Raw genomic sequence first — 26,731 nt, forward strand, 5'->3', positions numbered from 1 at the left:
ACGACCCCCGCCGATTTTACGGAACCCCTGGTCGCCTCGAATGACCAACCAAGCAGCTTCGTTATCGGCTCCGCGAATGTCCACCTCTGGTTCACCCGCACTTCCAACAAGGCCGACATGAAAGCCCTGCGAGATGTTATCAACGGCGCGAAGAAGTCGATCCTCTTCCTGATGTTTACCCCCGGGAAAGAAGGGCTCCACCTGTTGGCTGGCCAACGTGCCGCAGAAGAAGGAATGTACGTTCGCGGCGTGGTCAGCACGCTTGGATCGACCGCTGCCGATTCCGACAAGAACTTTCTCGACGTCAGCGTGGTGAGCAGCGACCGCAAGTTCAAACCGGACCGGTACTCGGTGGTGCAGCCCCAGGGCAACGATGGCCTCGGACCGTGGATAGCGGAAGTTACGCGAAAAGACTTCCTGGCGCAGATCGGGCACGCCATCGTTCATTCAAAGGTACTGGTGATTGATCCGCTTAGCGACGATCCGACCGTGGTCACCGGAAGTCACAACTTCTCCGCTCCTGCGAGCGAGAACAACGACGAAAACCTGGTCATCATACAGGGGCACAAGAAGCTCGCGATTGCGTACGGCGCGCACGTCATGTCCGTTTATCAGCACTACCGGTACCGCTCCTACATTCGCGACATGCGGGCGCAGGGAAAAAGCCCATGGAGCTACCTGGATGACGACGACAAGTGGCTGGCCGAAGAGCTGAAGACGAAGGCCCTCGAAATTAATTATTGGGCATAGGGACAGATAGGCGCCGCCTCGGACGGCTGAGGGGACGTTCTTGATATTTTGATATTTGGGGAAGAGGGAAGCGAGACGCCGCACGACCATGGTGGGGCGTCTCGTTGGGAGGTGGCTATTTCAAGGTGAGGTCGTTCTTCACATCGGTCACGCCCTTTACGTTACGGGCGAGTTCTCCAGCTCTTCTGATATTGTCTGGAGTATCTACAAAGCCGCTGAGTTGGACTACCCCTTGATAGGTTTTGACGTTAATCTGGAAACCTTTGAGTGCCATATCGTTGATTATGGCTGCCTTCACCTTGCTGGTGATCACGGAGTCATCGACATACTGACCTGTGCTTTCGTGGGAGGCGGTGGTTGAGCATCCCAGGAGTCCTGCTGAAGTGGTAATCAGCCCGAAGCAGAGAAAAATCGTGAGAAGCCGTTGCAGTTTTTTCATAATCTTCTCCTTTGGCTGCTAATGAGAAGGTTGGTCCTCCTTTACTTCCGTCCCCATTTTATCAACCCCCAATTCACAGATCAACCGCGTCGGAGCTAGGGCCCAGGCAGCTCTCACCAGGGAGCGCAGCCGGGGACGTTGGTACGTTATGGTATCGCCGATTCAGATCAAGGGGTTGGGAGGGCTGCCACACGGCTACCGCGGACTGTGGAGGTCTGACTGCGAGCGAGATTAAGTTGACTGGCTTTAAGGAGTCAGGTAGCTTGGCGTGAGTGAAAATGGGGGGCGATTGTGAGTGCTGCAACTGCGAAAATGACCGGATACGGGACGAAAACTCACCAAGGGGTGACGGGGCTGTCGGGGAACGAGATCTTCTGCCTGCAGAAGATGGGGCTGACGCCGGGTAACATCTGCGTCGGCAACAGTGTCTACGCGCTCGGCATCAAGGGAAGTCTGACTGCGGGGCTCAACATTCTCGTCGGCGGTGAGATCCCGGAGGTCACCCAGTTGATCCACGACGGCAGGGTCAACGCGATCAAACGGATGCTGGAGGAGGCGGAAGCCAGCGGCGGTTTCGGCGTCTCCGGCGTCACCACCGAACTCGTCAACCACGGCAGCAACATCGAGTTCCTCTCGATCGGCTCGCTCATTCACCGGAACTCGAAGGTCGAGGACAAGATCGCCTTCTCCACCTCGGCCGACGCGCAGGAGCTCTTCTGCCAGGTGGACGCCGGATTCAGACCGGTTCACTACGTCCTCGGCAACGTCGCCTATTCGATCGGCGTCGGCGGCAACATCGGCGGCTTTATTCGCAGCCTCGCCCGCGGCGAGGTGAAGGAATATTCCGAGATCTTCGACAAGACACGTCATCTCGCGCTGGAGCGGATCACCCGCGAAGCGCGCCAGTGCCGTGCCAACGCGGTCGTAGGCATCAACACCACCATCACCCCCTTCATGGGCGCCCAGGAGATGCTCCTGCTCGGCACCGCCTCCAACCATCCCGCCCTCGCGCAGTACGCCCAGTCTCCGGTGACCAGCGACATGACCAACGAGGAGATGTGGAACATGATCAACATCGGCTACCTGCCGATCAGGCTGGTGATGGGAGTTTCCGTCTACTCGCTCGGGCTGGTCGGCGGCATCAAGTCCGCCTTCAAGTCGATGGTGCGCGGAGAGGTGGACACGCTGACGAGCCTGCTCTACGAGGCACGCGAGAAGGCGCTCGACCGTATCCAGCAGGATGCGAACCGCTGTGGAGCGGACCAGGTGGTCGGAGTGAAGATCCATGTCTACGAGCTTGGCGGCGGGCTGATCGAGTTCCTTGCCATCGGCACCGCCGTGAAGAAGATGGAGGGGGTGACGACCCGTTCGTCGACGCTGATCCCGCAGGCGATCATTCGCGACAAGGATACTTTCTTTGAAGTGCCGCCGCAGAGAGGCAGGAACATGGACCTGGCCGACAGCCGAAAGGCGTCGGCAGCCGCCACGCAAGGCGGCCCGGTAGCCATCGTCGTCGCCATCATGATGTTCGCCTTTTTTGCCATGAATTTCATCATCCCGCTGCTGCGTCATCACTAGTGGAGCCCTGGGCGTTCCCGTCCCCCATTGTGCCTTTGTGTCGCCCATAGCTCACCTTTGGCGCCAGAAGAACAAAGAAGGCTTGCGGCGAATTGCCGCAAGCCCTTTTGGTTGCTGACTTTTGAACGCGGGACAGAAGTGGACGGTGACAACACCTGGTGCGGCTAGTTGTTGCCGCTGTTTTGTGCCTTGGCTTTTGCGTTGGGGCTGATTTCCATCTGTACGCGACGGTTCAGTGCGCGGTTTTCGGGAGTATCGTTGGGGACCGCGGGGCGGCTTGATCCATACCCGATTGCCGTCATCCGGCTGTTGGGGACCCCATTGGCGGCAAGAAAGTTGCGAACATGGTCAGCCCGTCTTTGGCTTAGTGGCTGGTTGATAGCATCGGAGCCCGAGGAGTCGGTGTGACCTTCGATGATGATGTTGGTCTCGGAGTTCTTCAGGGTAGTTGCCGCCTTGGCCAGTGATTCTTTCGCAGCCGGCTTCAGTTCATCCTTGCCGACATCGAAGAGGATACCGGACGGTAACGCGACATAGACCTTGTCACCGTCACGCACCACTTCCGCTTCAGGCATATTCTTCTTTAAGGCTGCTGCCTGGCGGTCCATGTAGTTGCCGATGCCGCCGCCGACCACTGCGCCGGTCAGGCCGCCGATCGCAGCTCCTTTCCCCCCGCCGAAGATCGCTCCGACACCGGCACCAAGTGCGGCCCCTCCCGCCCCGCCGATGGCAGTTCTCTTGTATTCATAGCTGCCGTCCGGGTTTGTTGCACAGCCGCTCACCAGTGCGGCAGCTACCAAAGAACCCATGACGACCCTCACGACCCATTTGGATTTCATCTCCTCCTCCTTTTCTCCTGCAATAAATAGAGTACCCCTCGGGGACATTGTTAAGAAGTTAAAGTAGGTGTCTTGTTACCTCCAGCTTAGGCCTTATCGTAAAACTTCATCGCGAGGGTGCCGTGAGCGGCGGCGCCGCCGGCGCGGAGTGCGGCCGCGAGGAACACCACTTCGGCAACTTCTTCCTTGCTTGCCCCTGCACGTTTCGCATTTTTGGTGTGAACCTCGATGCAGTAGACGCACTGAGTGGTGTGGGCGACGGCAAGGGCGATCAGCTCTCGATATTTGCGCGGAATTTTTCCGTCCTCACGTCCGGTGATCCGGTCGAGGTTTAGCCACGCCTTGAATTCTTCCGGTGCGAGCTCTGACATCTCCTTGAGTAGCTTGAGATCGTTTTCATCATGGTAATGTTCCGACATTGACAACCTCCTCTCCGTTAATGGTGCTGTTGAGGAGTCTAGACTACGGTTGCTGCATGTCAATGTAGGACCTTTCTCTGTCTGTGCTAGGAATGCTGGGCAGGCCGAGCTGCCTGATGGATCAATTGGAACTTGCCCGTGATGTTATTTCTAAGCCAGGCAGTGTCCCACCATTCGATGGGGTTCACCTGCTCACCGCCAACCACGACTCCGAAATGGAGATGGTCTCCGCCGGCCATGCCGGTGTCCCCGGAGTTGCCAACCGACTGCCCCTTTTTGACCTCGTCGCCCACTTTCACGCCGATCCGGCTCAGATGCCCATAGAGGGTCTGCAGTCCCAGCCCATGATCGACGATGACGCACTGCCCGTAGATGCCGAGATCGTCGGCGTACACCACTTTGCCGTTGTTGGCAGCCAGCACCGGGGCATGTGCCAGCGAGGCAAGGTCAATCCCCAGGTGTGTCTGCCGATCCACCTCTTTACCCTGATAGACATAGCTGCGTAGCTGGGCGAAACTACCGCGGGGCGCCGAGTTAGGCTGGCGAAGGAAACCGCCTTCCCAGAGGGGGAGTGGGGCGCTCTTCCTGGCTGTTTCCAGCAGAGATTTCACGTCGTGGTCGCGAAGCTCGCGGTTGGCCATCAGGAATACCTCGAGCGGCGTCTTGGCGGCCGGGTAGCGGTTTTTAAAGCCGTCAAACACCTTCTGCAGATAGGCGTCGTTCAACCCGATGCGGTCGCTCGGGAAGGCTTTGGCAATAGTGTGGTAATAGATGCCGGTCAGTTTATCGTTCCCTGCGCGGTCGACCACCAGCACTTTGGGGACGAAGGTGTTTTCAGGCATGTCATAGGGGAAAGGGAACAGGCAGGCATAGACGTCGCCGGATTGCCGGAACCCGGGGTAAAAGCGGTCACCGATAACAACCCCGTTCTTCTCCGGTTCCACGTTGCAGGTATAGACGACCAGGCCGGCACCTCCGCGGGAGACGTTGTGAGCGGTGCTCAGGATAGCCACCTGTGGCGGTCTGTTTTGGAAGATGAAATCGAGGGACATCTCGGTATTGTTGCCCCGTCCGAAATCACGCGGAGCGCGATCACGGGCCGAGATACGCAGCTTGAAAGGTCCCTCCTGGAGTCCTCCCGGTGCGGCAAGCTTGATCGATTCGTGCGTCTGATGACTCCCTTTGGGGTACTGTTTTGCCACAAGCTCAATGGTCTTAGCCCCCTGGATGGCCTGCACGGTCAACTGTTTAAGGCCGGTCCCGGAATCCTGCAAATCGAGCCCGAGGTCCGCTCTTGCGGAGATAGCACCGGGACCGCGGGAAAGCTTTACCGTTGGACCGGAATTGTCACGAAAGTAGAAGGTGCCGAAACCGAGTAGAGCGATTAGCCCGGCAGTCGCCAAGATGGTGATGATTTTCATGCGGCAGTACTCTCCTGCTGATCTATTTGAGTTGAGGTTTGATGGGTATCGTCGTGTGGGGTGAAACGAAAAAAAGCCGGGTGCCGCATCGCATTCGATTCGGCAACCCGGCTATCTGCTAGAGACCCGTAGGCTTTCCGCCCCACCCTCACGGGTGGTTGAGTATTATCGTCGGTAATTGAATTTTGTGTTAGCTGCATCAGCAACTTACCCAAAGGGTGAGGAGAAGTCAAACCTTTTTGCTTCCCTGTTCCCGACAATATTTCAGGATATTCACCTTGCAAAATAATAATAGCTCTGCTCTAATCTGTCGCGAAGTTCTGGCCAGAAAGGCAAGGGGCGCCGTATCCCGGATTGCGCCGGCTTTGAAGCAGAAGTAAAAGGATGATCATGACAAATAACGATCTGTTGCGCAGGCTCCGTTACGCGCTGAACCTCAACGGCGAGACCATCGCAGAGTTATGCGCCCTCGGTGGGCATGAAATATCACCGGTAGAGGTGCTGAAGTTGTTGAAAAAAGAGGATGAGCAGGGCTTCGTGCTGTGCGATGACCTGGCGATGGGAGCCTTCCTGGACGGCCTCATCATCTCCCGGCGGGGGGCGCAGGAGCCCAGACCGGATGCCGCTCCGAAGGTGGCTGCCGCCTTGAATAACAACGTGATCCTGAGGAAGCTGAGAATAGCGCTTGAGCTGAACGAGGAGGCGATGCTAGCGGTGATGGCAAAGTCGGGAGTGCATATCTCCAAATCGGAGTTGTCCGCCATGTTTCGCGCCAAGGGACAGAAGAATTACAAGCAGTGCGGTGACCAGTTCCTTCGTAATTTCATCCGCGGCCTGACTCTAAAGTCCTGAAACTGAAGCATTACGCTGCCTCCCCCGGCCTCCCACACGCTAAGATCCTCTTGAAGGAGTGTTTCATGTTCTTGGAGTCGGCCAAAAGATTTCCTTTTTTCTGCGTCGTCTGTTTCTTCAACATCTTGTTAACGACGACAGCTTACGGGGATCCTCCAGAGGTAAGAGTCAGCAACTTCCCTGAAACCCAGCAGGTGAAGGGTACTGTTTCCATTGATGGAGCAGCGAAATCCGTCAAGATACAGGGGATTTTGCTGACCCCCTCCAGACGGGACGAGCTTGGTGAGTTGTTGCATGCAGGCAAGCTGGAAACGGAAGGGTACAGCTCGGTTTCGCTGTACCTGCAAGGTGAGATCAAAAGCACCACCTTCTTACCAGGAGCTATCGGAATAATGCTTATTCCCGATGAGGAGCCCATCCTCAGAGCGTTCAAGGACGTGAAGCGCATCGAGTTTCCTATTGAAGCCGCCTGCGCCATCAAGAGCGGCGACTCGGAGTATTTCAGTTGCCAGTTGACCGATCAAAGGATCGGCTTCGCACGATACAGGATCTTTCTCTACGATACATCCAACAAGTCAGCTGACGTTAACGCCTACCTGTACCTGAAAAAATAGGTCGCCCCCACCGTGAGCCTTCCAAATCAACCACGAAGGAGTTGTGATGAAACGAATAGCTATGGTCAGCCTTGTAGCAGTCGGCCTGACAAGTAATTGCTATGGGTTCGACCCGTTAGCACTCGAAAAGCTGAAAGCATTGGGTGAATGCAGTGAGTGTGATTTTGCGGGTGCTGGCCTGAAAGGGATGAACTTCAGCAAGATGGACATAGATCGATCGAATTTCACCGGAGCAGACCTGGAGCAGGCAATCTTAAGCAAATGCGACCTCGATGAAGCAATTTTCGAGGGCACTAACTTGAGTGGCGCCGACTGCAAGGATGCCTATATACACCATGCGAAGTTCGGCTCTGCGAATATGGTCAAAGCAAATATGTCAAAGGCCACCATGAGCAAGGGGGATTTCACTAAGGCTGATCTCACGGATGGCAACTTCACCGGAGCGCGGCTGGAAAGAACTCGATTCACCGCCGCTACTCTCACCAATACGGACTTTTCCTTCGCCAACCTGTCCTATGCCGACTTCGGAGGGACTAGTCTGAAGGGAGCAAAGTTTAAAGGGGCCGTTTTGGTGGGCGCAAATTTGGCCGGCGCCATTCTATCTGAAGCCGATTTTAGTAGTGCCGATCTGACAAGTGCTGTCTATCGAAGAGCAGAAGTCTATGACGGGACCAGGCTAGCCACCATGGATGTTGCGGTAACCTGCAAAGAGTTGCAGGAGGGGGGCGCCAAAATTGACGCCCATACGAAGTGCGCACAACGATAACTGGACGGAGAGAGGGTAGGGAGGCGGACTCCTTTTACCCTCGGGAGAGGGGACCTCAACCTCACTCTTACCTGTAGTTGGAAACTTCGATAAGGTTTCCGTCCGGATCTCGGAAGTAGATCGAGTTGATGGCACCCATCGCTCCCGTCCGCTGCACAGGCCCTTCTTCGATGGTGACTCCACATGATTCAAGATGCCTCCAAAGCCCGGCACCGGTTCACCGCGCCAGCATCTTGCGACTGTGCTGCCTCGGCAGGCTCGTGGGGCTGATTGCTCACATCCAGGAACAGTACGAAACAAACCGTCCCGGCAGGTTCAGGGCGGAATATTGTGGTCCTCCGCCGCAGGCGAGAGTCTAGTGGAGCGATCGCAGAGATAAACGAAGTGAGGGAAGAAGCGTGATGATTTCGAACCCGAAAAGCTTAGCGAAGCTTGCCTCTGGCAATTTCTACCGCTTGGGAATCCGCTCGAGGAATCTCTTCATCTCGGCCAGCACCGGGGCTTGACCCTGGTCCTGCAGGTGCAGGAGATGGCCGAGGTTTTCGATCCGGGCGATGCTTGCAGTACTGTAATTTCGTTGCAGCAGGGAAACCTCCTCGTCAGTCATCACCGCGCCCAGCTTTGTCTCGCCCCGGATGAACAGGACGGGACACTTGATCCGCGCCAGCATCTGTTTATAGTCGTATCCTTTGCTGAAGCCGTCAAAATCGTTCAGCAGGTTGTCGAAGTAGGTAGGGTCGAGCTGCCATAGGCAGCGGGCGAAGAACAGTAACCACTGGCTGGTCACCCCGGGATAGGTGCCATACCTCTCCGCCAATGCCAGTGACAGCTCCTGTTCCGAGCGCGCCGACCGCTTCAGTTCCAGCCAGAGAGCGAACATCCCCCGGTTCGCATCGATGAATCCCTTGTAGATCTCGAGTGTCAGGGGCGCATCCTCGACGATGACGGCTTTCACTTTTTCCGGGATCCGTGCGGCGGTCATCAGCGCAACTGCGCCGCCAATGGAGTGCCCTGCCAGGACCGCCGGCTGGTCCAATCGCCCAACAAACGTCACCACGTCTTCGGTAAGCTCTTCCAGACGGTAGTGACCGGGAGTCCACCCCGATGCGCCGTTTCCGCGCGAGTCGAGGGCGTAGACGTGCCATCTCTGGGCGAGGCTCGGGATGAGCGTGAGATACTCCTGCCAGCACCAGGCGCCGCCGTGCAGCATGACCAGCGGTTCGGCGGATGGAGAACCGTAGTCGAGATAGCGTATCTTCACCTTTCCGGTATCGAAGGTTTTTTCCCGTGACATGGTCGCCTCCTCTACTTTCTTGGTCGCTGCGTTGTTCGTCTCCTTTTGACCGCTGTGGACTTTTCCCGCCATCAACGACAAAATAGCAACAAGAACTGCCGTCAACAGTAGAGGCCGCATGGTACCTCCCTTTCTTTACGAACTGGCAGGTGGTGGTGCAACTGCACGGGGAACGACTACGGGAAAAGTTTGGGGACTATCACAATATCCTACATTCTTTTTGTCCGGAGTGGGGGCGCGGCCATGAAATTTTGGCGCAATGATCAGGAGCCGGAGCGACAGATGCCTTGGGCAGTAATCCTCTTTTTTACGACACTCTTGGCAGCCGGGAATGGGATGACGGTTGCGGAGGCGGCCGCGGCAACGGGGGCTGCGGCGACGGTGTCGCCTGCTGTGACCGGCGCGGGGGCTCCTGCTGCCGTCATCACGGATCCGACCACCGGGATGCGCTTCGTAGGGATCAAGGGGGGCTGCTATCAGATGGGGGATACCTTTGGTGAGGGGGCCCGCGACGAAAAGCCGGCTCACGAGGTCTGCGTGCAGGATTTCGCCCTGGCACAACATGACGTGACGGTGGGGGAGTTCCGCCGATTCGTGCGCTCGACCGGCTACCTGACCGAAGCGGAGAAAGGGGGGGGCTGCGCCTTCTGGGGAGGGGAGAGCTGGTTGTACGATGCCAAGAGGACCTGGATGAATCCCGGCTTCGAGCAGGATGACCGACATCCCGTGGTCTGCGTGTCGTGGAACGACGCGACCGCGTTCATCGCCTGGCTGGAAAAGTCGAGTGGCCGGCACTACCGCCTGCCGACCGAGGCCGAGTGGGAATACGCTGCACGAACCGGGGGGAAACAGGAACGGTATGCGGGCTTTTCAGAGGATGAGGAGCTTGGCCGGCACGCCAATTTCTGCGACAGCAACTGCGACTTCAGGTGGAAGCGCGCCGGACAGGACGATCATTACCGGAACACCTCCCCGGTCGGGAGCTACCAGCCCAATGGGTTGGGCCTCTACGACATGTCGGGCAACGTGTGGCAGTGGTTGTCCGACTACTACGAGCGCGGGTTCTACCGGGAACCGGTCGGTCTCAATCCCAAGGGGCCTGCCGCCGGCGAAAAGCACGTGTTGCGCGGTGGCTCATGGACGTCCAAGCCCTACTACCTGAGAGCGACCAACCGGTTCAGGAGCCTGCCGCTGTACAGGGTTTATGACACCGGTTTTCGCTTGGCAATCTCACCTTGAGCAGCTGCAAGGAGATGTCCTTATTCTTCCTGCCCGTCATGCAGCTTTAGAGTAGTCATCATAAAGTGTTCATGGTAACGTTTCGCTCCTCAACACGTTCAGCTTGTCACAATTCTTGTTTCTGGGGTGAGATACGGTCAGTTCGGTATCCCCCTTGTACGGACCCGGTTTTTTTGTGGGAGCAATTCCTGTGATGTATGTTGCGGTTATTCTGGCGCGTTAAGCGCACTGTAGAATCGGAGGTACTTGCATGAAAAGGTGGTTGCAGTTCGGGTTGCTTTTCCTCATGTTATTTGTGGTCAGCGCCTGCGCGGGTTATCCCGCCAAGCAAGACACCCCCTTCGCGCAGTACAACACGCTCGTGGTTCGGCCGATCAACTGGAAGGAAACCATCACCGACAAGCTATCCAATGCCGACGAAGTGAGGGATTTCATGGAAGCTCAGCCGGACCTGTCCGTGCTGTGGCAGACGGAGTTCACCAAGTACATAAACAAGGTCGGTTATTTCGATAAGGTCCTGTTCACCGCCGATCCGGCCCCGAAAGGTGCCCTGGTCCTCGAGCCCAAGATCGCCACCCTCGATCCCGGCATCCGTTGGGTCATGAGTGGCATGGCGACCTACTACGGCGTCTTGAAGACCGCCGAAGGGAAACAGATTGCCACCTACACCGCATCACGCCGGGTAAGCCGTCCGGTCACCTCCACCACCATGGGTGCCATCAGGAATTTGGTCACCGAGTTAGGCGAAGACGCGGCAAGCGGGCTCCCGGAGGCGCACTAACCGGCAAAGGACATCCCTCTGGCCGAGGCGAGGGGGCGTCCATGAGGGGCAGATCTGGACATTGCCAAAATCACTATGTTTTCGGGAGATTCTCCCAGAAATGACGCCAAGAAGGGCGACCCAAAGCGGGCCGCCCTTTTGCTTGCCGATTTGTAGAAAAGAATGGCCGCCGAATCGACCCTGATTAAGGTGTGTTTGTTGACTTGCGTTAATTTTAATGGTAGTGTCCACGCTCCACATGCAATGTTTTCCGCCACTTAAAGGAGGGTGGTAGAGGCAGGCACCGGGGGCCGCTCTGACCCTTCCGTTCCTGAGTGCTCACCACTAACCATTTGTTCAAGGAGAGGGACTGAAATGAAATGCCAGCTACTGAAAACCGCCATGACCTTGTTGCTGGTGTTGTTGCTTGCCCTTGCCGGCTGCGGCGGGGGGGGCAGTGCCTCTACTCCAGGGGCAACCGTAACGGCTGACGCTCTTGTCACGGGTGTCGGCTGGGTTTACAACAACACTGCTCCGGATTACTTCACGAGCGGGGCGACCTGTCTGCTGACGGTGAACGTTTATTACGACCCATCGATTGCGCCGGCGGCTATCGATTCGGTCACTATATCCTCCCCAGCCCACTGGCGCTGGCAAATTCCCGCATCCAGCAGCCAGTTCGGTACCAGTAGTAATGGTAAACCCTACCTCGGCGGGAATATCTATTATGGGATGAACCCCGCCACGATGCCGCTCGCGGGGACCTGGACGTTCCAGCTCAACCTGAAAAACGGGCAGATCGCGACGATGCAGAAGAAATTGCATGAGCCGGGAAGCTCTGCCGACGCGACGCACGACTATCTCTATACCGGCGAGGACTGGACCGCGACTGGCGACGCATCGCTCTACGTCGCGGCTCTCGGCCGCTTCCCTGCCTCGGGCTACACCCTGAACTACGACCCCGCCAATGGGGGCACCATCACCTCCACAGGCTTTTCGGCGGTGAGGTCGGCCTTCCTGGCGGCGCAGCCACATGCGTACAACATGGTGTGCTGGCTGTACGACGCCAACAAAAACTATCTGGGCGCCTCCCCCATGGAGTTCTCCCTGCAGGACCATTCCAGGACCAATTTGATCGATGGCAATGGAGAACTCGCCATTGAGCAGTCGGCAACCTTCTCCTCGACCCCCACCAGCAGATCCGTCGATCTCTCTGCGGTGAAATACGTCAGGTTCGCCTACTTCGACGGTGCCCAGTACGCACCGCAATCCTACTCCAGGCTGGATTACCGCTCCATCTCTGCTCAGGTAGTGGTGAACAGCGGAGCGGTGCAATGACGGGCCCTTCCTCTCGCCAATAACATCAGGACAGTGGCCGGGAACGCAACAGAAACCCGGTAGCTCTGGCGGGTGCCGGGAAGCTGTCCATCGGAGTCATGGTTCCTGGATCCCGCAATAAAGTATCGAGCTTCCTATTTGAATAATTTTGTCGACAGTAGAGACCGGCCCCGCTCCTCCGCGCCCGCATTTTAGTAGCTGGCGTCCTGCGTTTTGGTGATCGCTGGGCGGGCCCGGGCAAAACTTGGTACAATTTGAATGGCTCCGCAGCAGTTGCGGGTGGAAATGGCCATTTTGCAGATGTACCAGGTAGGGTGATCGATGCCTCGACAATCAGCTGAATCCCCCGGCAACTCCACGATTCCGGCACCGGTTGATCGGCAGCTGCCGGAATTGTTGCAATCCGCAGAGCTTATCCGTAAACTGCTCAACCTGGTGCCCATGCCGCTGATGGTCATCAACCGGGACTGGCGGGTGGTCTTTGCCAACCAGGCCGTGCTGAAACTGTTGAGCCCCTCCGACCCCGGCCACGTTTCCGGGCTGAGGGAGGGGGATACCTTCCATTGCGTCCACGCACGCGAAAAAGGAGAAAAGCCGCTGCCGCTCTGCCAGGTCTGCGGGATGGCGCAGGCTGTGGCGGCCGCCTTGAACGGCAGGGACATGGTGAGCGACTGCCGGATCTCCTGCGACCTTTCCGGAGCATCCCATTCTTTGGACCTGCGCGTCTGGGCCGTGCCGCTGGTAGTGGGAAAGGAAACCATCTCCTTCCTTGCCCTGGCAGACATCACCGATCAGAAGCGGCGGGCCGTACTGGAGAATGTCTGTTTCCATGACCTCCTCAACACCCTTACCGGCGTCCGGGGCGTGCTCGATGTGCTGAGCCACAGCGAGGTGACCGAGCTCCCGGACCTCTGCCGCACCCTCGGCAGGATGACCGAGCACTCCATCGAGGAGATCAACGCCCTCCGTTTCCTGTCCCAGGCCGAGCAGACCACCCTGCAGGTAGTCTGGGAGGACCTCACCACCAGGGAATTCCTGCACGGTTCGCTACAGGCCCTGCACAATCACAGCGCCGCCTCGGGCAAAACCCTGATCCTGGATCCGGAGACAGTCGATGCCGCAGTCCGCTCGGACCGGCGCCTGCTGCGGCGGGTCGTTGACAACCTGCTCCTGAACGCCCTGGAAGCAAGTCACGCCGGCGGCACGGTGCAGCTCGGCTGCCATCTCACCGGCAACCACGTCGACATCTGGGTGCACAACGAGACCTGCATGCCCCCGGAAGTCCAGCTCCAGGTTTTCCAGCGCTCCTTCTCCACCAAAGGGAGCGGGCGGGGCATCGGCACCTACAGCATCAGGCTGCTGACCTCCTATCTGCAGGGGGCGGTGGCCTTTACCAGCACCCCCGGGGAGGGGACCACCTTCCACGTCACGCTGCCGCAGGAGCCAGTTCTCTGAGGGAGCCGCACCGGGGGCCCCCTGGAGGGGCGGCACACGGTTCACCAGAGAGAGCCAGGAGGGCCCGGTGGAGCAAACAGGTTGATGGATCGATCTTCCCGCAACAGACTGAACGAACGACTGCTGCCGCTGTTTTCGGGCGACACCTTGTTCGACCGGATCGCCCGTGCCGTCTGCCGCGCAGGCTGCCTGCCGCGCAAGGAACTTTACGAGGCATGGGAGGTCGCACGGCGGGTCCATAGGCGCTTTCGCGGCGGCAGGGTGGTGGACCTCGCCTCGGGGCACGGCCTGTTGGCGCAGATACTCCTGCTCATGGATCCGGGCATCGGAGCGGCGCTGGCGGTGGACCGGCGCATACCGGAGAGCGCCGCGCTCCTTTCGGCGAAACTTCAAGCCGACTGGCCGCGGCTGACTGGCATGGTCTCTTTTCTGGAAACAGATATCGAGCAGGTCCCCCTGCTTTCCGACGACATCGTGGTATCCGTCCACGCCTGCGGCCGGCTCACCGACCTGGTGCTGGAGCGCGCCATGGCGGCCCGCTGCCGGGTGGCGGTGCTTCCCTGCTGCCACGACGTCGGAAATTCGGACCTGGGCGGCTTGCAGGGATGGCTGGACGGCCCCCTGGCGGTGGACGTCACCAGGGCGGCGCTGCTTCGCTCGCACGGCTACCGCGTCTACACGCAGACCATTCCCGCAGAGATCACCCCCAAGAACCGTCTCTTGATGGCCGAGCCGACCTGAGCTGACGGTGGCCAAGAAAAGCTGGAAAGAGAGAGGGCCGGCAGCTGGAAACCTGGTCCGATGACGAAATGAGAGGAGAACGAAGATGCCAGCACCGTTACATCCCCGAAGATTTTTGTTTGTTGCCCTCATCCTCTCGGTCTTTACCCTGATTTCCGGGTGCGCCACTCAGAAGACCTTTCCGATCTGGCAATCGGGCGATGAGTTCGTATCGCTTGCCGATCGGGATGACCTGGGCAAGGAGCAGGGGGGGGCAAACCGCCACCCGGTCTCTCTTTCCAGGGCCGACCTGCGCGACGCGCTGGCCGCCTTGGCGGTCGAGCTTCCTGGCGACCCCAAGCCGGTCCCTCTCTTCGGCAATCCCGAGCTCGAGGTGCTGAGCGAGCAACTGCGCCTCGGCCTGGAGCACGCGGGGAAGGATCAGGACCTGCTCTTCGCGGTACTGGGAGCGAAGCCGATCTTCAAGGCCTTCGGCACCCTGGCGGTAGTCACCACGGGGCGGGTGTTTTACCAGGATAACGGGCTGAACCTCATCCTGGGCAGGGTCCGCTCCGAGACGCACGGGGATGACCGGCGCCTGGACCCCTTCGTGCCCGGCTCCCGTCTCCGCGAGGCTACGCTACCCGGTCCGGTGCTGATGGGTTCCGGCAAGGCACCTCACCTGCCGGGGCGGTCGGACTGGCTGGTGTTCCCTGTCAGGACAGAGGCGGAAAGGCCGGCGCCCAAGCCGGAGCCTGTCACGCAGAAGCCGGCCGCGCCGGAGCCCCAGCAGCCAGCGGTTCGGGAGCCTGCCAGGGAAGTCCCCCAGCGCGCTCCGCAGGGCGTTACTCCTGGGACGGCAGCCAGCAACATCGAGCAACGGCTCAGGACCCTGGACGACCTGAAGGCGAAGGGGCTGATAACGGACGAAGAGTACCGCGCCAAGCGTAAGAGCATCCTGAATGAACTGTGAGACCCAGCGCGGGGCGGGCCGGGGCGGGGTACGCGGACCTTTGGCCCTGCTGAGCCGAAAGCTGCGGCCTTGCCGATCGCTCGCGATCGCCCTGGGCGTGCTGTTCTCCCTCAGCCCGGCGGCCTGGGGAGGGAGTTGCGCTGAAAAAGAGGTATCGGCCGATCTGGTTGACATCGCCCGGGTGGTTCCCTCGGTGGTGGTCGACCTGCGCTATGCGACGGCCGACAACTTCACCGGTAAAGTGGTCTACGGCTGCAACAGGTGCTTTCTCGCCGCTACTACCGCGAAAAAGCTCGCCGCCGCCCAGGCCGAGTTGCAAAAGCTCGGCCTCGGGCTGAAGGTTTGGGACTGTTACCGGCCCCTGTCCGTGCAGAGGACCTTCTGGGCTCTCGTGCCGGACGAGCGCTACGTGGCCGATCCCCGCAAGGGCTCCCGCCACAACAGGGGCGCTTCCGTCGATGTCACCCTGGTGGCTGCCGACGGCAAGGAACTTCCCATGCCGACCGCTTTTGACGACTTCACCACGCGTGCGTCCCAGGATTTCCGCGACCTCCCGGCCCAGCTGCTGGAGAACAGGGCCATCCTGGTAAGGGCGATGAAGAGCACAGGTTTTCACCCGCTGGCAACGGAGTGGTGGCATTATGACGACGTCGACTGGAGTAACTATCGCCTTCTGGACCTGCCGTTCGAGGATCTCTGCCGGCAGTGATGGGGAGGGGAGGCCTGGGAGAGGGAGAGTTGGCGGGGTCGGACCAAGGGTCAATACGGGAGCCATCGGCGGCAGGGTGGGTACCGGAGGAGTCACGGAGATCATGTGTAAAAAGTGCGGTAATCCGGGGCGGGTGCATCGGGCACCTACCACCATCGCGGGTGTGGACGGCTGCGGGGCCAAGTGGCTGGCGATCGCGCAGGAGCCGGGGCGACGCCATCTTGTTGCCAAGGTGCTTGCCACCGAAGAACTGGCGGCTGAAAGTTGGGATCTGATCGCCATCGACATTCCCATCGGCCTTTCGGAGCGGGGTCCGAGGGAAGCGGATCTCGCGGCGCGGAAATTCATCCGGCCGCGCGGGAGCAGCGTCTTTCCGGCGCCCATCCGTCCGGCCTTGTCGGCTGCGACCTGGCGCGAGGGGTGCGACATCACCTACGCTGTCGACGGTCGCCGCATCTCCCAGCAGACCTTCGCCATCCTGTCGAAGATCCGGGAGATCGACCGCTACCTGGTGTCCACCTCCCTGCGCGACCGGCTTGTCGAGGTGCACCCCGAGGTCTCCTTCGCCGCCTGGAACGAGGGGCCCATGCCTTTCCCGAAGCGGCATCCCGAGGGGCACCAGTCACGACGCGAGCTGATAGCGAGGCACTTCGGGCCGGACGCCTTCGACAGCGTCCGCTCGCAGGTCCGGGGAGAGAAGGTGGCCGCCGACGACATTGCCGATGCCTTCGCCGCACTTTGGTCCGCCCACCGCATCATGATCGGGGCGGCCGGACGTCTTCCCGTTCCGCCGCAGTTCGATTCCCTCGGCCTGCCGATGCATATCTGGTACTAGGCTTCCAAGGAGAGCGAGGGGGCGGGGGAGGCTGCCGATGGCAAGCGACCAGGAAGAACCGAAAAAACATCCTTGCCCGGACTGCAAATTTTGCCAGTGGTGTTCCGATGACCGCTGCAGGATCTGCCGGGGAGAAAAGAAATGCACCAGGAAGCTTTCCACCGCGGAGCAGATAGAACTCTACGAACGGCTCAACAGCGCCAAAGGTAAGGGTAAAGGGGAGGGCGACGGGGGGACGTAGTCCGCACGGAACCTCGGGACAGGAGAAGGGAAGGGGGGCAAGCCCGGTCGGGCTGCCCCCCCTTTTTTTTGTTATTTTTGTGCGGCGTCCAGCAGGTAGTTCATCAACTCGACGCAGGATTTGACCTCGGCTTTGGTCATGTTGGAGTCAGGTTTGCGGAGCATCTTGACGCCGTAGGCCTTCACCGCGCCGCGGTCGAACGGTTGGCCGGAAACGGGGGCGACCCCGGTGTTGATGGCGATGATGGTCCGCTCCATGGTATGGCATTTGACGCATCTGACCTTCATGATGTTCCAGTTGTCCCGTTGCGCCGCCGGCAATCCTGAGGGATCGATGGTCATTTTGTCCCCGTGGCCGACGGTCTTGACACTCGCCATGGCAGGGGCACAGTAACACGCGATCAGCACCAGCACGAGCAGCATTTTCTTCATCCCAGTCTCTCCTTTTACGAAATTAACCCAATCTGCCTGCGCTCCGAAAGGGGGGAGAAGACGGGTGAGTGCAGGACCGGTCATAAGTGATCAGGAATATCACATGGAAATCACCTGATTACAATTTCGTCATCATAATATTCCTAAAAAAAAGTATGTCAATGTTTACATTTGTAAAAATGTCGAACCAGCCGTAATGACAGGAACAATAGGCGACGCCATTTGACGCTAAAAAATTCTATCGGAAGGGATCAGGAGCGCTAAAACGGCGGAGCGACAGGGAGATTTCCCGGGCGTTTGCTGGCTTTCTTTTTTGGGCTCTTCAGGGAATTTCGGGGAAAGGTTGAGTCGGTAGCCGTTCGTACTGAGCTTGTCGAAGTACCCTTTCCCGACTGTCACAAGCGGTCCTTCGACAGGCTCAGGACGAACGGGGGTGAGAGCTTGATACGTCGGCAGAGGATACCCACAGTCAATCGTCCCCCCGGAATTTCCTGATGAACCATCTTTTTTGGGCAGGTTTTTGGGTGACGTCGTCCTTAGCCGGTCGGCTTCTCCTCAAGGGAAGCCAAAAACTCCGCAACACCCTCGAAGCGCACTTCGCTTCCCACCAGATGCTGCACGGTATGCAGGCCGAGTTCGCGATAGCTCTCGAACTGGGATTCGCTGAACCACTGATCGGTGGTCGGTTCATGGGGGAAATCCCGGTGCTGATAGGCGTAGTCGAAGACGTCAACCGGGATCTCCTTGCAAAGCGTCGGCTTTATATAGAGGAGCGTCCCGGTGGCGGTTGCCGCCTGGTCGGCGGCATAGCTGATCTTGCCGATGGCGAAGTGGGAGGCGCTCTTTTTCAGCCCGTCCTTTTCGTCCGGCTTGGGCTTGAGCCCTTCCAGGTCGATATCGATCTCCGCCCCCAGGTCCACCCGGATCTTTCTCACCGCGTTGCCGAAATCCTCGAACCCTCTACTGGCGTCGCAGGAGGCGTCGCCGACCACGATGAACCGGCAGCGCCTTCTCACCATCTCGTAGAGACCGAGGTTCTCGAAATGCCCGCCGTCGGAGAGGTAGATGAAGGTGCTGTCCGTGCCGGTAAATCCGAAGGTCTCCTTCAAGAGGGGCCAGAAGGCGATGCTGGGCCCGCTTTTTCTCCACTTGTCCTTTTTGGGATTGCCGAGCCACCAGCCGAGGCGCAGGTTGAAGAAGGCCATCACGAAGGTGACCAGCGGCGAGGAGTGGTATCCCATGTTGGGACTGGCCGCGGCGCCGGACACGGCCATGGCGGTTCCCAGCGAGATGGGACCCACCCCGCAGGTCGTCCCGTAGTGGTCGCTGGGACGATACCCTTGATCAGCGTTGCCGCAGTGCAGCTTGGAGACGGTGAAGGAGACCGCTTTCCGCTCCTGCCACCTCAGCGATTCTCCCGTCACCACGTTCCAGGCGATGTTGAGGATCTGGAGGGGGCGGGAGGGGAGGTTTTCCATGGACAGGTTGTCGTCGGGGTCGAACCCGGTGAAGGGGTGAGGATTCCTGGGGTCGGTGCGGAGGTCCCTGGTCGCCCCCAGGTAGGCGCGGATGAGGCGCGACCGGTAGAGGGCGTGCAGGGAAAACCGGTTGGGGTTGGTGAGCCAGCCGACCAGCAGAGAGAAGGCGAGCGACCCCAGGAACAACCCGCACAAGTCGCGGAGCGTCCAGGTTCCGCAGAAAGATGCCAGGTGACGGTCGTTCACGACGACCGCTTTGGCCGGCCCAGCGGCTGGGCCCTTGGCGGAGGCTTGACCGTTGGCAAAGGCAGTGCCTTGGGTGGTGGCGGGTCGTTGGTCGGTGGGAGGGTCGCTTGTGGCGGCAGGGCCGGTGGCCCCATCCGCGGGGAGAGGGCGGACGGTGGAAGGCGCGGGCTTCGCGGAGGGGCTTGGTGAGAGCTGGCCGCAGTTGGTCACCAGGGAGGGGACTCTCCCCGGCGGCGGAGTGGTGATGATGGAGGCGAGCGAGGAGAGCACGATGACCAGCAGGACGATGAAGAGGAGCGCCGCAAAGTGCAGTCCGAACTTGGCAAAGGGGTTCTCCTTCTGCTCGGTCCCTCGCAAGGCGGAGGGGGTGCCCCTGCTCTTGCCGAAGAGGGCGGTTACCAGGCCGGAGAACCCGGTGGTCCCCAGGGCGGCCAGGAGGTTCCGCACGTTGTGGACGTTGCACAGCCAGGGCCCGAAGATGACCAGGGAGAAGAGGGCGAGCCAGCCGAGTATTCCCATCATCAGGTAGGCGCCCGAGCGCGCCCACCATTCACGGTCCTCGTCGCCGGTCCAGGTATTCAGGAGGAGAATATGGATCACTCCCGCCAGCAGGTAGACCGCCATCAGGATGGGAACGGCAACGGTGGCGTACAGGACGGGCACCTGGTGACCGGCCCCGGGGTCAGGGATAAGCGGGAGCATCTTGGTGCCGAGGTAGAAACAGATCCCGCCGCCGAAGGCACCTGCCAGCAGGGCGGCCAGGGTGGAGAGTGCAAAACGCCAGATGGCGGTTTTCTTGCTGCAGCGATCGGCGGTCTTCATCTCCTGGAAGAGATAGAAGGGGGCGCGCAGCAGCCACCCCAGCCCGAAGATGCCGATGCCGCCGCCCAGGAACAAGGGGAGGATGTCCCGGCTCTCGAAGTGGCGGGGGGAGGCAGCCGCCCAGTAGAGCGAGAACAGGAAGGCGGAGAGCCAGCAGCAGGGGAGAAAGGATCGCCGGCAGAAGGCGCGTACCTTCTCCACCTGCACGGCAAAGGTGGGGAGGTCGGCGCAGCTGCAGAACACCCCCAGCACACCAAGGGTGAAGCCGCCCCAGAGGCAGAGGTCGGTGAGCTGGTCGAGCCTTTCGGGGAGCATCTTGATGTAGATGCGGGGGATGCCGAGCAGCGCGAAAAAGAAGGGGACCAGCATCAGCCAGTTGATCAGCAGGTTGCGGAGATAGATCCCCCCAAGGGTCCAGGTGTCACCCGAGAGGATGCCCAGCCGAGGTGACAGGTAGTTGCTGTAGTCGCGCAGGAATCTCACCTGCGGGATTTCCTGGCCGCCGGGAAAGGAGTCGTCAAGGGTCCGGGCGACCTGCGAGATGCCGGTGCCCAGGGCGGCGCACTCCCGCGAGGCAGCGGGACCCTGGGCACGACGCGCCCACGAACTGAGCCAGCTGCCGATGTACCCTCCGCCGGAGACGGTGGATAGGTAGTCGAACTTGTCCAGCAGGCCGATGGCAGCCAGTCCTTCCAGAATCCCCAGGTTGAAGGTGGCGCTCCGAATACCGCCTCCGGACAGGCAGAGGGCGGAAAGCGAGCAGCACTTCGCTTGCCGGGCAGCTTCTTGCAGCTCGGGCGGAGCCGGACCGACCAAGTGATCGAGCTCCTGTGCGATAACCTCCGGATAGCCGATGGGTGCTTCTGTCGATTCCTTTGCCATGGCAAACCCCTGGTGCCCCACTGCATCCGTCAAGGACAGCGGTCGCTCTCCTCGAGCCAGAACCTGAATACCGGCGGCAGCGGATTCGGTTTTTGCTCCGGCTCCGGTTTGCTCGCCGGGGGGAGCTTGCTCATCACCTCCTTGGTGACGAAGGCGGTGACGAACTGGATGAAACGGTCGTTCCAGATGTCGTTATGATCCTTGATCAGCGTGCTGTCCGCGGACATGACCAGGTAGGGGAGGTGGTCCGCGTACACCGCGGTCGGGTCCAGCCTCACCCCGTCATACCACCGTTGCAGCCTTCCGGTCGGCTCCGGCGGGGTGGTCAGCATTTCCCGGACGTTCTCCTCGGCCCGCGCGGTGGTGGTGATGGAGAGCTTCGAGGTCTGCTCCAGCTGGACCGGCTGATGGGCGGGATCGTAGGTGATGTCGTGCGTGGTGTAGCGGCGCAGGTGCCCGACCGTCTTCATGACCGTCGATCTCTCCTGGTCGTGCGGCGCCGACTGGGTCAGGGTGTAAAGCCTCCCCAGCGGAAAGGCGACGCCGGTCGCCCAGTCGCTCTTGGAGGTCACGATGGCCAGGATGGGGCGTTCGTTGGACGGGAAGGGGCGGCAGCTGGCGGCATGGAAGAGCGGTTCATAGGCCGCCCCCTCGAAGGCGGGGTTGACCAGCAGGATGAAGTCGCCGAAGCTTTTGGCGGTATCGAAGCGATAGCTGTTGTCCGCTTGCCGATCCAGTTGCAGCTCGCGGTCCATCAGCTCGGTATGCAGGGCATGGTACATGAGCAGCCCACCGAAGCTGTGCCCGATCAGGATGAGCTGGGTCTGTCGAGAGGTGGCGAGCTTGTTGCCGGTGGGCCACCCGTTGAGGTTGGTCCTCAGGTTGTTGATCTCCATCAGGAGCTGCTTGGCGGAACGGTCGCCCACCCGCTCACCGGCGTTCTTGCGGTTCCAGAAGGTGATGTTGTCGAGCCCGGGGATGGTAAGCGAGGCGCCGCGCCAGGCGAGATAAAAGCCGACCACCTTGCGCGCGTCCTTGCCTTGCTTGGCCGCCACCACCTGCTCCTGCACGTCGAGGCGCTCCAGCAGCTTGTTGAACTCGCGGACGTTGTCGTCGTCCCCGTCCGCGTTGTGCTTCCAGCCGTGCGCGAAAACGACCAGCAGGTACTGCCGCTCCTTGCCGCTCTCCTTCAAGTGCTCCTCGCGGTCACGGGCGATGGCGTCGAAGATCACCTTGCGCTGGCTCTTATCATGGAACCATCCCTGGTCGTCGAACTCCACGTACCCTACCAGGTAATTCCCCTGGGCAATCGACTTCCCACCGCCCGCGAAGTTCTGGAAGGAGCGCGCTTCGGCGGTGGCTACCCCTTTGCAGGTGATCCGGCAGGCAGGTTCGTCCTCCGCCTCGGCGCCGGCCCTGCAGGTGCTGGTACATGCTTCGGGGAGCGGTACTCTGCTGAGGCCGGTTTGGCAGGATTGGGCCAGGTAGGGGCGGTGCGGCCGATCGAGTGCACAGCCGGAACCGGCGGCGAGGCAAAGAAGGAAGAGGGTAAGGCGGAGGCAGCTGGCCGACAGTGAGCGAAACGAAAAGGGGGCTCCAGCAATCATGGGTCTCTCCTCCGAAGTCGCAGGGGTGGCGCCCTCGCACGCCAACGCGCCAATGATTAGCAACTATAATGTGGTTATTTTAATATTCAAGCGGAAGCGGGAAAAGGCTCGTTTGATATCGCGTGCTTGGGTGGGTTCCCGGGCAGGCAGCGCCGCGCAGCGCTTGGCGAGGGGGAGGGCAACGCCCGTTGCGGGGTGCGCAAAAGACGGTTCCAGGGCAAAAAAACCGAAATTAATCCGATAATTGCACATTCACCAGATTGCTTTATCATGTTAGTTTCTGCTGCGATTCCATCGCTACTCACGTTGATGAAGGGGACCACGTGGAGCCTTCGGTCAAGGAAGAGTGTCGCCGTCTGCTGGCGCGGGTCAGGCCGGCACCCAAGTCCCGCTTTTCGGCCTTGCTGCTGAAGGTGGGGACCGGATATGCCGCCATGGCGGTCTTCACCACGGCCGCCCTCCTTTACTCCTTTTACAACCTCTACTCGATCAACAGGACCGCCCGCCAGATCGTCAACACCGACCTCCCGGTGGAGACCGCGCTGGTCAGGATCCGCAACTCGCTGCTGGCGCAGGAAGGGTTCGCCGGCAAATACGCCATCTTCAGGGACCCCACTTTTGTCGATCTGTTCCGCAAGCGCGAGAAGGAAGCGCTGGCGGCCCTGCAGGTGCTGGAGAAGGCGGGTTTGGCGAGCGACCTCGCCACCCTGAAAGTCCCTTACCTCGAGTATCAGAGGGGGGCGGAGCGGCTGTTTGCGGGAGACTATGAGAGCCGCGAGCAACTGCACGGCCTGGCGTTGCGGGTGATGAGCGCGGTGGACGGCTTGTACCAGGAACGCCAGGGCCGGCTGCAAGCGTTGCTGAAACGTGCCGACGAGCAGCAGGAATCGGCCATCGAGTGGGCGGTCGGCATGTCGCTGGCCGGCTTCCTGTTGGCGGTGCTGGTGGCTCCCTACTGCATATACCGGGTCATCCGCGCCCTCGGCAAGCTGCAGAGGGAAACCCACCTGGTGGCATCGGGTTACTTCACGCATGATCTGGAATTGCCGGCGGAAGCCGAGATCAGCGAGCTGACCAGCGACTTCAAGGAAATGGCCGACCGGATGCGGGAGATGGAACAGGCGAACCGGGAGGCGCGCCCCACGACCCGGCTCCCCGGCAACCTCGGCATCGAGCGCATCCTCAACGAGCGGCTGGCGTCGGGCACCCCCTTTGCCGTCTGCCACGTTCAGCTCGACAATTTCCAGCCCTTCCTGGCGCAGTACGGGTATGCCAAGGCAGGTGCCCTGCTGGACAAGACGGGGGTCCTGATCCATTGCGCGGTGAGGGAAAAAGGGGCTGCCACGGACTTCGCCGGTCATGCGGGCGGGGAGTGTTTCGTGATGGTGGTGGACAGCGACCGGGTGGCAGCGGTATGCGACGCCGTGGTGAGCGGGTTCGACCAGGAGATCACCAGGCACCTGGCGGCCGAGGACCGGGAGGCGGGAGGTTTCAGACGGAGCGACCGCTGCGGGGGCGAACGTCTCTTCCCGATCACCACGGTTTTCATCTCCGTCGTTGACTGCAGCAGCGATGCCTATGGCTCGGCCGTCGACATCGCGAGGGCTGCGGCAGATGCCAGGGAAGGGCTGGACAGGGCGCCGGGCAGCGGCTGGGACCGGAGCATCTGAGACCGACTAAGGGGCTGCCATGCGAAGAGCAATCGTGTTCCTGCTTGCCACATCACTGCTTAGCGGATGCACCACCATCAGCGGGTGGTGGCAACGCGGAGGGGCTCCGTCCGCGACCACCACGCAGGCTGCCCCCGCCAAAACAGCTGCCAGCGAGGAAAAGCCTGCCCAGGAAAAGCCCCAGGAGGCTCCCCGGGAAAAGGCACATCACCGCTCGAAGCTACCATCCGGCGGAGCTGACGAGGCGCTGTTCAAATCGGCGCTGCACGCCCTGAAGCCCACCCCGGAGATGCCGGTCTCCCAACGGGGACGCGAGCTGTTGAGGCGCCTGAAGAAGGAATATCCGGCCAGTCCCTGGACGGCTCTGGCGGCGCCGCTTTTCGAGCTGATCCGGGTGACCGATGACCTTGCTCACCGCAACCAGGAGCTGAAAGCCGCCAACGATTCGCTGAGCAAAGAGGTAAACCGGTTGAATAAAAACATCGACCAGCTGAAAAACCTCGACCTGCAACTGGAAAAAAACCGCTGAGGGTCACCTCACCGATCCTTTTTGCAGGCTTTCCTCATTTCACTTCAGGCGTATACGGCGAATAAAGAAAAGGCGGTCTCCGCGGGGGCCGCCTTTTCTTGGTCATCATTCGACTACATCCGACAAATTTCCTTGCAAACAAGCAGGGCGGTGCTCTAATCTGCGCCTGCTCATGCGCCGGTACCGAACATCTTCGGAGCTCTGAGCGGATGGAATGCTGACAGGAGGGGGCATCGATGAGTAGTGGCCGTATTTCTGGATTCCTTGCACTGTTGCTGTGTCTGGGCGGGTGTGCGGTTAACGAAAAGACCTACTGGGCGGTGACCGATGCCGAAACCTACTGGAGCCGTCCCGGCTTTGCGGTCCAGGCCCCGTCGAGCTCGCACTGGTTCAAGGCTCCCAGCGACGAGAACTATCCCGACAGCATCGTCTTCGTGCGGGGGGAGGGAGCAAATCTAGGAGGGGTGACCGACAAGCCGGTCTACGTGAATTCCGCCACCGTGCTGGCGTGCGGTTCCGTGCTGGACGAGCCGGTGGTGGAGAGAAACGACAAGCAGGCCCTGGCGGCGGCGCTGCGGAGGCACCTCGACCGGTACCAGGGATACTGGACGACCAAGATCACCGATGCCGGTTATGACGGCTCGCTCGGAGTGGACTGTCTGCGCTACGCAGGGATTCCCAAGAAGGAGAACCACGCCATCCTCGGGGGAAGCGTCAAGGAGTTGCCGGTCAAAGGATACTTCTGCCTGCATCCGGAGAACAACCAATTCGCGGTGATGATGGAGTCGCGGGACTACTCCACTTCGGGGACCAAAATCCCCTTCGTGGAGGAGCAGGCTGACCATTTCTTCAGAAGTCTCCGTTTCGCCCCCATCTCGACCGCCGTTACCCGCACCTTCAAAGCAACCACCTTCCCTACCGGGAGATCCCCCTATAGCTTGGCCTTTTTGCAACGGAAAGTTTGGATTGTCCTGAAGGACGAAGGGAGGGTGGACCAGCTCGATCCTGCCGAGGGCAAAACCATCTCATCGGTGGCGGTAGGCAAAGAACCAGTGGCTGTCTGCGTGGGGGATAGGAGCCTGTGGGTGGCCAACGGCGGTGACGGGACGGTGACGCGCATTGACCCGGTCACCGCCAGGGTCGTGCAGACCATAGCGGTGGGGGGAAAGCCGGCGGCCATCACCTTCGATAGCGGCTTCCTGTGGGTTGCGGACGCGGTGGGCAACGTGGTGATCAAGATCGACGCGGCTGCCAACGCGGTGGCCGCCAGGATTCCGGTCGGCCGGGAACCGCTCGCGGTCCGGGAAGGAAAGGACGGCATCTGGACGGCGAACGCGGGCGACGGGACTGTTTCCGTGATCGATAAGGTCGGCAATGCGGTGAGCGCCACGCTGAAGGTCGGGACCCGCCCGGTGCAACTTTCCATGACTAAAAAGAAGGTGTGGGTGGCGGATGAGGGGGGTAGGGCGGTGGTGCAGATCGATCGCCAGGTGAAGAAGGTTGCCAACCGCTTCGAGGTAAAGGGGGCTCCAGCTTCGGTGCGAGCCTCCGACAACGGGGAGATCTTCGTGGCCCTGCCTGACCTGCGAAGCATCGTGACGCTGGATGCCGTCAGCGGCAGGACGCTGGGGCAACCGATAGCCGGGGTGATCTCTCCTCGTTCACTGATCGATAGCGCCGGTGCCGTCTGGTTCGTCGACAGCAGTCGCAATACGCTGACCGTCCTGTCGCTCAACCCTTTTGGTCGGTGATGATGCGCATTGCTTGATCTGCTGCGCTTCTCATCTGCTGCGCGTCCCACATCGGCATCATCACGGTCATGCC

25 protein-coding genes, 1 pseudogene and 1 riboswitch are annotated in these 26,731 nt (G+C 60.3%); of the genes and pseudogenes, 17 read left to right on the top strand and 9 right to left on the bottom strand.

Annotated features, from left to right (window positions below):
* Positions 1 to 750: phospholipase D-like domain-containing protein (locus tag VJ604_RS06650; protein WP_324080890.1), on the top strand; the 750-nt coding region annotated here is incomplete at its 5' end.
* Positions 751 to 865: 115 nt separating this feature from the next.
* Here the strand turns inward: VJ604_RS06650 and VJ604_RS06655 are convergent.
* Entirely contained in the window at positions 866 to 1,189 is a 324-nt protein-coding gene (locus VJ604_RS06655) for a BON domain-containing protein (RefSeq protein WP_324080892.1), read from the bottom strand.
* Positions 1,190 to 1,534: 345 nt separating this feature from the next.
* Between VJ604_RS06655 and VJ604_RS06660 the strand changes: the two genes are divergently transcribed.
* Positions 1,535 to 2,767 (top strand): heavy metal-binding domain-containing protein, encoded by a 1,233-nt coding sequence (locus tag VJ604_RS06660; RefSeq protein WP_324080894.1) that lies wholly within the window; start codon positions 1,535 to 1,537, stop codon positions 2,765 to 2,767.
* A gap of 164 nt (positions 2,768 to 2,931) precedes the next feature.
* Here the strand turns inward: VJ604_RS06660 and VJ604_RS06665 are convergent, their stop codons facing one another.
* The 3 genes from VJ604_RS06665 to VJ604_RS06675 form a co-directional block, all read right to left on the bottom strand.
* The gene (locus tag VJ604_RS06665) at positions 2,932 to 3,606 is read right to left on the bottom strand and encodes a YiaD family glycine zipper/OmpA-like lipoprotein (RefSeq protein WP_324080896.1); all 675 of its coding nucleotides are present in this window, start codon (positions 3,604 to 3,606) and stop codon (positions 2,932 to 2,934) included.
* A gap of 86 nt (positions 3,607 to 3,692) precedes the next feature.
* Entirely contained in the window at positions 3,693 to 4,025 is a 333-nt protein-coding gene (locus tag VJ604_RS06670) for a carboxymuconolactone decarboxylase family protein (RefSeq protein WP_324080898.1), read from the bottom strand.
* Between the two features lie 86 nt (positions 4,026 to 4,111).
* The gene (locus VJ604_RS06675; RefSeq protein ID WP_324080900.1) at positions 4,112 to 5,446 is read right to left on the bottom strand and encodes a M23 family metallopeptidase; all 1,335 of its coding nucleotides are present in this window, start codon (positions 5,444 to 5,446) and stop codon (positions 4,112 to 4,114) included.
* 98 nt (positions 5,447 to 5,544) lie between these two features.
* Positions 5,545 to 5,620, bottom strand: a riboswitch (cyclic di-GMP riboswitch).
* Between the two features lie 216 nt (positions 5,621 to 5,836).
* Between VJ604_RS06675 and VJ604_RS06680 the strand changes: the two genes are divergently transcribed.
* The 3 genes from VJ604_RS06680 (at position 5,837) to VJ604_RS06690 (ending at position 7,678) form a co-directional block, all read left to right on the top strand.
* On the top strand, positions 5,837 to 6,298 hold the full coding sequence (locus VJ604_RS06680) for a YehS family protein (protein ID WP_324080902.1): 462 nt from the start codon (positions 5,837 to 5,839) through the stop codon (positions 6,296 to 6,298).
* A gap of 65 nt (positions 6,299 to 6,363) precedes the next feature.
* On the top strand, positions 6,364 to 6,912 hold the full coding sequence (locus VJ604_RS06685) for a hypothetical protein (RefSeq protein ID WP_324080903.1): 549 nt from the start codon (positions 6,364 to 6,366) through the stop codon (positions 6,910 to 6,912).
* A 46-nt stretch (positions 6,913 to 6,958) separates the two neighbouring features.
* Positions 6,959 to 7,678 carry a pentapeptide repeat-containing protein gene (locus VJ604_RS06690; protein WP_324080905.1) on the top strand — a complete coding sequence of 240 codons (720 nt, stop codon included), beginning with the start codon at positions 6,959 to 6,961 and terminating at the stop codon, positions 7,676 to 7,678.
* Positions 7,679 to 7,745: 67 nt separating this feature from the next.
* On the opposite strand, the pseudogene VJ604_RS19265 reads toward VJ604_RS06690, so the two are convergent.
* A pseudogene (locus tag VJ604_RS19265) lies at positions 7,746 to 7,871 on the bottom strand (VOC family protein); the annotation flags it as partial.
* 255 nt (positions 7,872 to 8,126) lie between these two features.
* Complete coding sequence (locus VJ604_RS06695; RefSeq protein ID WP_324080907.1) at positions 8,127 to 8,972, bottom strand: alpha/beta fold hydrolase; 846 nt, start codon at positions 8,970 to 8,972, stop codon at positions 8,127 to 8,129.
* Between the two features lie 318 nt (positions 8,973 to 9,290).
* Here VJ604_RS06695 and VJ604_RS06700 point away from each other — a divergent pair, with 318 nt between their 5' ends.
* From VJ604_RS06700 to VJ604_RS06740, 9 genes are all read left to right on the top strand, one after another.
* On the top strand, positions 9,291 to 10,211 hold the full coding sequence (locus VJ604_RS06700; protein WP_324080909.1) for a formylglycine-generating enzyme family protein: 921 nt from the start codon (positions 9,291 to 9,293) through the stop codon (positions 10,209 to 10,211).
* A 250-nt stretch (positions 10,212 to 10,461) separates the two neighbouring features.
* Positions 10,462 to 10,992, top strand: a complete 531-nt coding sequence (locus VJ604_RS06705; RefSeq protein ID WP_324080911.1) for a hypothetical protein — start codon at positions 10,462 to 10,464, stop codon at positions 10,990 to 10,992.
* 354 nt (positions 10,993 to 11,346) lie between these two features.
* A complete protein-coding gene (locus VJ604_RS06710; protein ID WP_324080913.1) occupies positions 11,347 to 12,309 on the top strand; it encodes a hypothetical protein in 963 nt (320 codons plus the stop codon).
* 321 nt (positions 12,310 to 12,630) lie between these two features.
* Complete coding sequence (locus VJ604_RS06715) at positions 12,631 to 13,764, top strand: PAS domain-containing sensor histidine kinase (RefSeq protein WP_324080915.1); 1,134 nt, start codon at positions 12,631 to 12,633, stop codon at positions 13,762 to 13,764.
* Positions 13,765 to 13,848: 84 nt separating this feature from the next.
* Positions 13,849 to 14,505, top strand: coding sequence for a methyltransferase (locus tag VJ604_RS06720; protein ID WP_324080917.1), 657 nt, complete (start codon positions 13,849 to 13,851; stop codon positions 14,503 to 14,505).
* A gap of 115 nt (positions 14,506 to 14,620) precedes the next feature.
* Positions 14,621 to 15,457, top strand: a complete 837-nt coding sequence (locus tag VJ604_RS06725) for an SHOCT domain-containing protein (protein ID WP_324080919.1) — start codon at positions 14,621 to 14,623, stop codon at positions 15,455 to 15,457.
* Positions 15,447 to 16,166, top strand: coding sequence for a M15 family metallopeptidase (locus VJ604_RS06730; RefSeq protein ID WP_324080921.1), 720 nt, complete (start codon positions 15,447 to 15,449; stop codon positions 16,164 to 16,166). The genes VJ604_RS06725 and VJ604_RS06730 overlap by 11 nt, the downstream gene beginning before the upstream one ends.
* A gap of 103 nt (positions 16,167 to 16,269) precedes the next feature.
* Entirely contained in the window at positions 16,270 to 17,001 is a 732-nt protein-coding gene (locus VJ604_RS06735) for a DUF429 domain-containing protein (protein WP_324080923.1), read from the top strand.
* Positions 17,002 to 17,038: 37 nt separating this feature from the next.
* A complete protein-coding gene (locus tag VJ604_RS06740) occupies positions 17,039 to 17,242 on the top strand; it encodes a hypothetical protein (RefSeq protein WP_324080926.1) in 204 nt (67 codons plus the stop codon).
* Between the two features lie 71 nt (positions 17,243 to 17,313).
* On the opposite strand, the gene VJ604_RS06745 is transcribed toward VJ604_RS06740, so the two are convergent.
* The 3 genes from VJ604_RS06745 to VJ604_RS06755 all read right to left on the bottom strand — a co-directional run bounded on the left by VJ604_RS06745 (position 17,314) and on the right by VJ604_RS06755 (position 22,708).
* Positions 17,314 to 17,673, bottom strand: a complete 360-nt coding sequence (locus VJ604_RS06745; protein WP_324080928.1) for a cytochrome C — start codon at positions 17,671 to 17,673, stop codon at positions 17,314 to 17,316.
* Positions 17,674 to 18,209: 536 nt separating this feature from the next.
* Positions 18,210 to 21,101, bottom strand: a complete 2,892-nt coding sequence (locus VJ604_RS06750; protein WP_324080930.1) for a patatin-like phospholipase family protein — start codon at positions 21,099 to 21,101, stop codon at positions 18,210 to 18,212.
* A 29-nt stretch (positions 21,102 to 21,130) separates the two neighbouring features.
* On the bottom strand, positions 21,131 to 22,708 hold the full coding sequence (locus VJ604_RS06755; protein WP_324080932.1) for a hypothetical protein: 1,578 nt from the start codon (positions 22,706 to 22,708) through the stop codon (positions 21,131 to 21,133).
* Between the two features lie 323 nt (positions 22,709 to 23,031).
* Here VJ604_RS06755 and VJ604_RS06760 point away from each other — a divergent pair, with 323 nt between their 5' ends.
* The 3 genes from VJ604_RS06760 to VJ604_RS06770 all read left to right on the top strand — a co-directional run bounded on the left by VJ604_RS06760 (position 23,032) and on the right by VJ604_RS06770 (position 26,658).
* Entirely contained in the window at positions 23,032 to 24,378 is a 1,347-nt protein-coding gene (locus VJ604_RS06760) for a diguanylate cyclase (RefSeq protein WP_324080934.1), read from the top strand.
* 19 nt (positions 24,379 to 24,397) lie between these two features.
* Complete coding sequence (locus VJ604_RS06765; RefSeq protein ID WP_324080936.1) at positions 24,398 to 24,907, top strand: hypothetical protein; 510 nt, start codon at positions 24,398 to 24,400, stop codon at positions 24,905 to 24,907.
* Positions 24,908 to 25,143: 236 nt separating this feature from the next.
* Positions 25,144 to 26,658: a YncE family protein gene (locus VJ604_RS06770; RefSeq protein ID WP_324080938.1), complete on the top strand. Its 1,515-nt coding sequence runs from the start codon at positions 25,144 to 25,146 to the stop codon at positions 26,656 to 26,658.
* The last annotated feature ends 73 nt before the right edge of the window (positions 26,659 to 26,731 follow it).

The sequence above is a fragment of the Geomonas sp. genome (genome assembly GCF_035254065.1).
Lineage (GTDB): Bacteria > Desulfobacterota > Desulfuromonadia > Geobacterales > Geobacteraceae > Geomonas.

Bases quoted from the DNA above. Each gene is read 5' to 3' on its own strand.
- VJ604_RS06655 (WP_324080892.1), bottom strand. From the start codon at position 1,189: ATGAAAAAACTGCAACGGCTTCTCACGATTTTTCTCTGCTTCGGGCTG.
- VJ604_RS06665 (WP_324080896.1), bottom strand. From the start codon at position 3,606: ATGAAATCCAAATGGGTCGTGAGGGTCGTCATGGGTTCTTTGGTAGCT.
- VJ604_RS06670 (WP_324080898.1), bottom strand. From the start codon at position 4,025: ATGTCGGAACATTACCATGATGAAAACGATCTCAAGCTACTCAAGGAG.
- VJ604_RS06675 (WP_324080900.1), bottom strand. From the start codon at position 5,446: ATGAAAATCATCACCATCTTGGCGACTGCCGGGCTAATCGCTCTACTC.
- VJ604_RS06680 (WP_324080902.1), top strand. From the start codon at position 5,837: ATGACAAATAACGATCTGTTGCGCAGGCTCCGTTACGCGCTGAACCTC.
- VJ604_RS06685 (WP_324080903.1), top strand. From the start codon at position 6,364: ATGTTCTTGGAGTCGGCCAAAAGATTTCCTTTTTTCTGCGTCGTCTGT.
- VJ604_RS06690 (WP_324080905.1), top strand. From the start codon at position 6,959: ATGAAACGAATAGCTATGGTCAGCCTTGTAGCAGTCGGCCTGACAAGT.
- VJ604_RS06695 (WP_324080907.1), bottom strand. From the start codon at position 8,972: ATGTCACGGGAAAAAACCTTCGATACCGGAAAGGTGAAGATACGCTAT.
- VJ604_RS06705 (WP_324080911.1), top strand. From the start codon at position 10,462: ATGAAAAGGTGGTTGCAGTTCGGGTTGCTTTTCCTCATGTTATTTGTG.
- VJ604_RS06710 (WP_324080913.1), top strand. From the start codon at position 11,347: ATGAAATGCCAGCTACTGAAAACCGCCATGACCTTGTTGCTGGTGTTG.
- VJ604_RS06715 (WP_324080915.1), top strand. From the start codon at position 12,631: ATGCCTCGACAATCAGCTGAATCCCCCGGCAACTCCACGATTCCGGCA.
- VJ604_RS06720 (WP_324080917.1), top strand. From the start codon at position 13,849: ATGGATCGATCTTCCCGCAACAGACTGAACGAACGACTGCTGCCGCTG.
- VJ604_RS06730 (WP_324080921.1), top strand. From the start codon at position 15,447: ATGAACTGTGAGACCCAGCGCGGGGCGGGCCGGGGCGGGGTACGCGGA.
- VJ604_RS06735 (WP_324080923.1), top strand. From the start codon at position 16,270: ATGTGTAAAAAGTGCGGTAATCCGGGGCGGGTGCATCGGGCACCTACC.
- VJ604_RS06740 (WP_324080926.1), top strand. From the start codon at position 17,039: ATGGCAAGCGACCAGGAAGAACCGAAAAAACATCCTTGCCCGGACTGC.
- VJ604_RS06745 (WP_324080928.1), bottom strand. From the start codon at position 17,673: ATGAAGAAAATGCTGCTCGTGCTGGTGCTGATCGCGTGTTACTGTGCC.
- VJ604_RS06750 (WP_324080930.1), bottom strand. From the start codon at position 21,101: ATGGCAAAGGAATCGACAGAAGCACCCATCGGCTATCCGGAGGTTATC.
- VJ604_RS06755 (WP_324080932.1), bottom strand. From the start codon at position 22,708: ATGATTGCTGGAGCCCCCTTTTCGTTTCGCTCACTGTCGGCCAGCTGC.
- VJ604_RS06765 (WP_324080936.1), top strand. From the start codon at position 24,398: ATGCGAAGAGCAATCGTGTTCCTGCTTGCCACATCACTGCTTAGCGGA.
- VJ604_RS06770 (WP_324080938.1), top strand. From the start codon at position 25,144: ATGAGTAGTGGCCGTATTTCTGGATTCCTTGCACTGTTGCTGTGTCTG.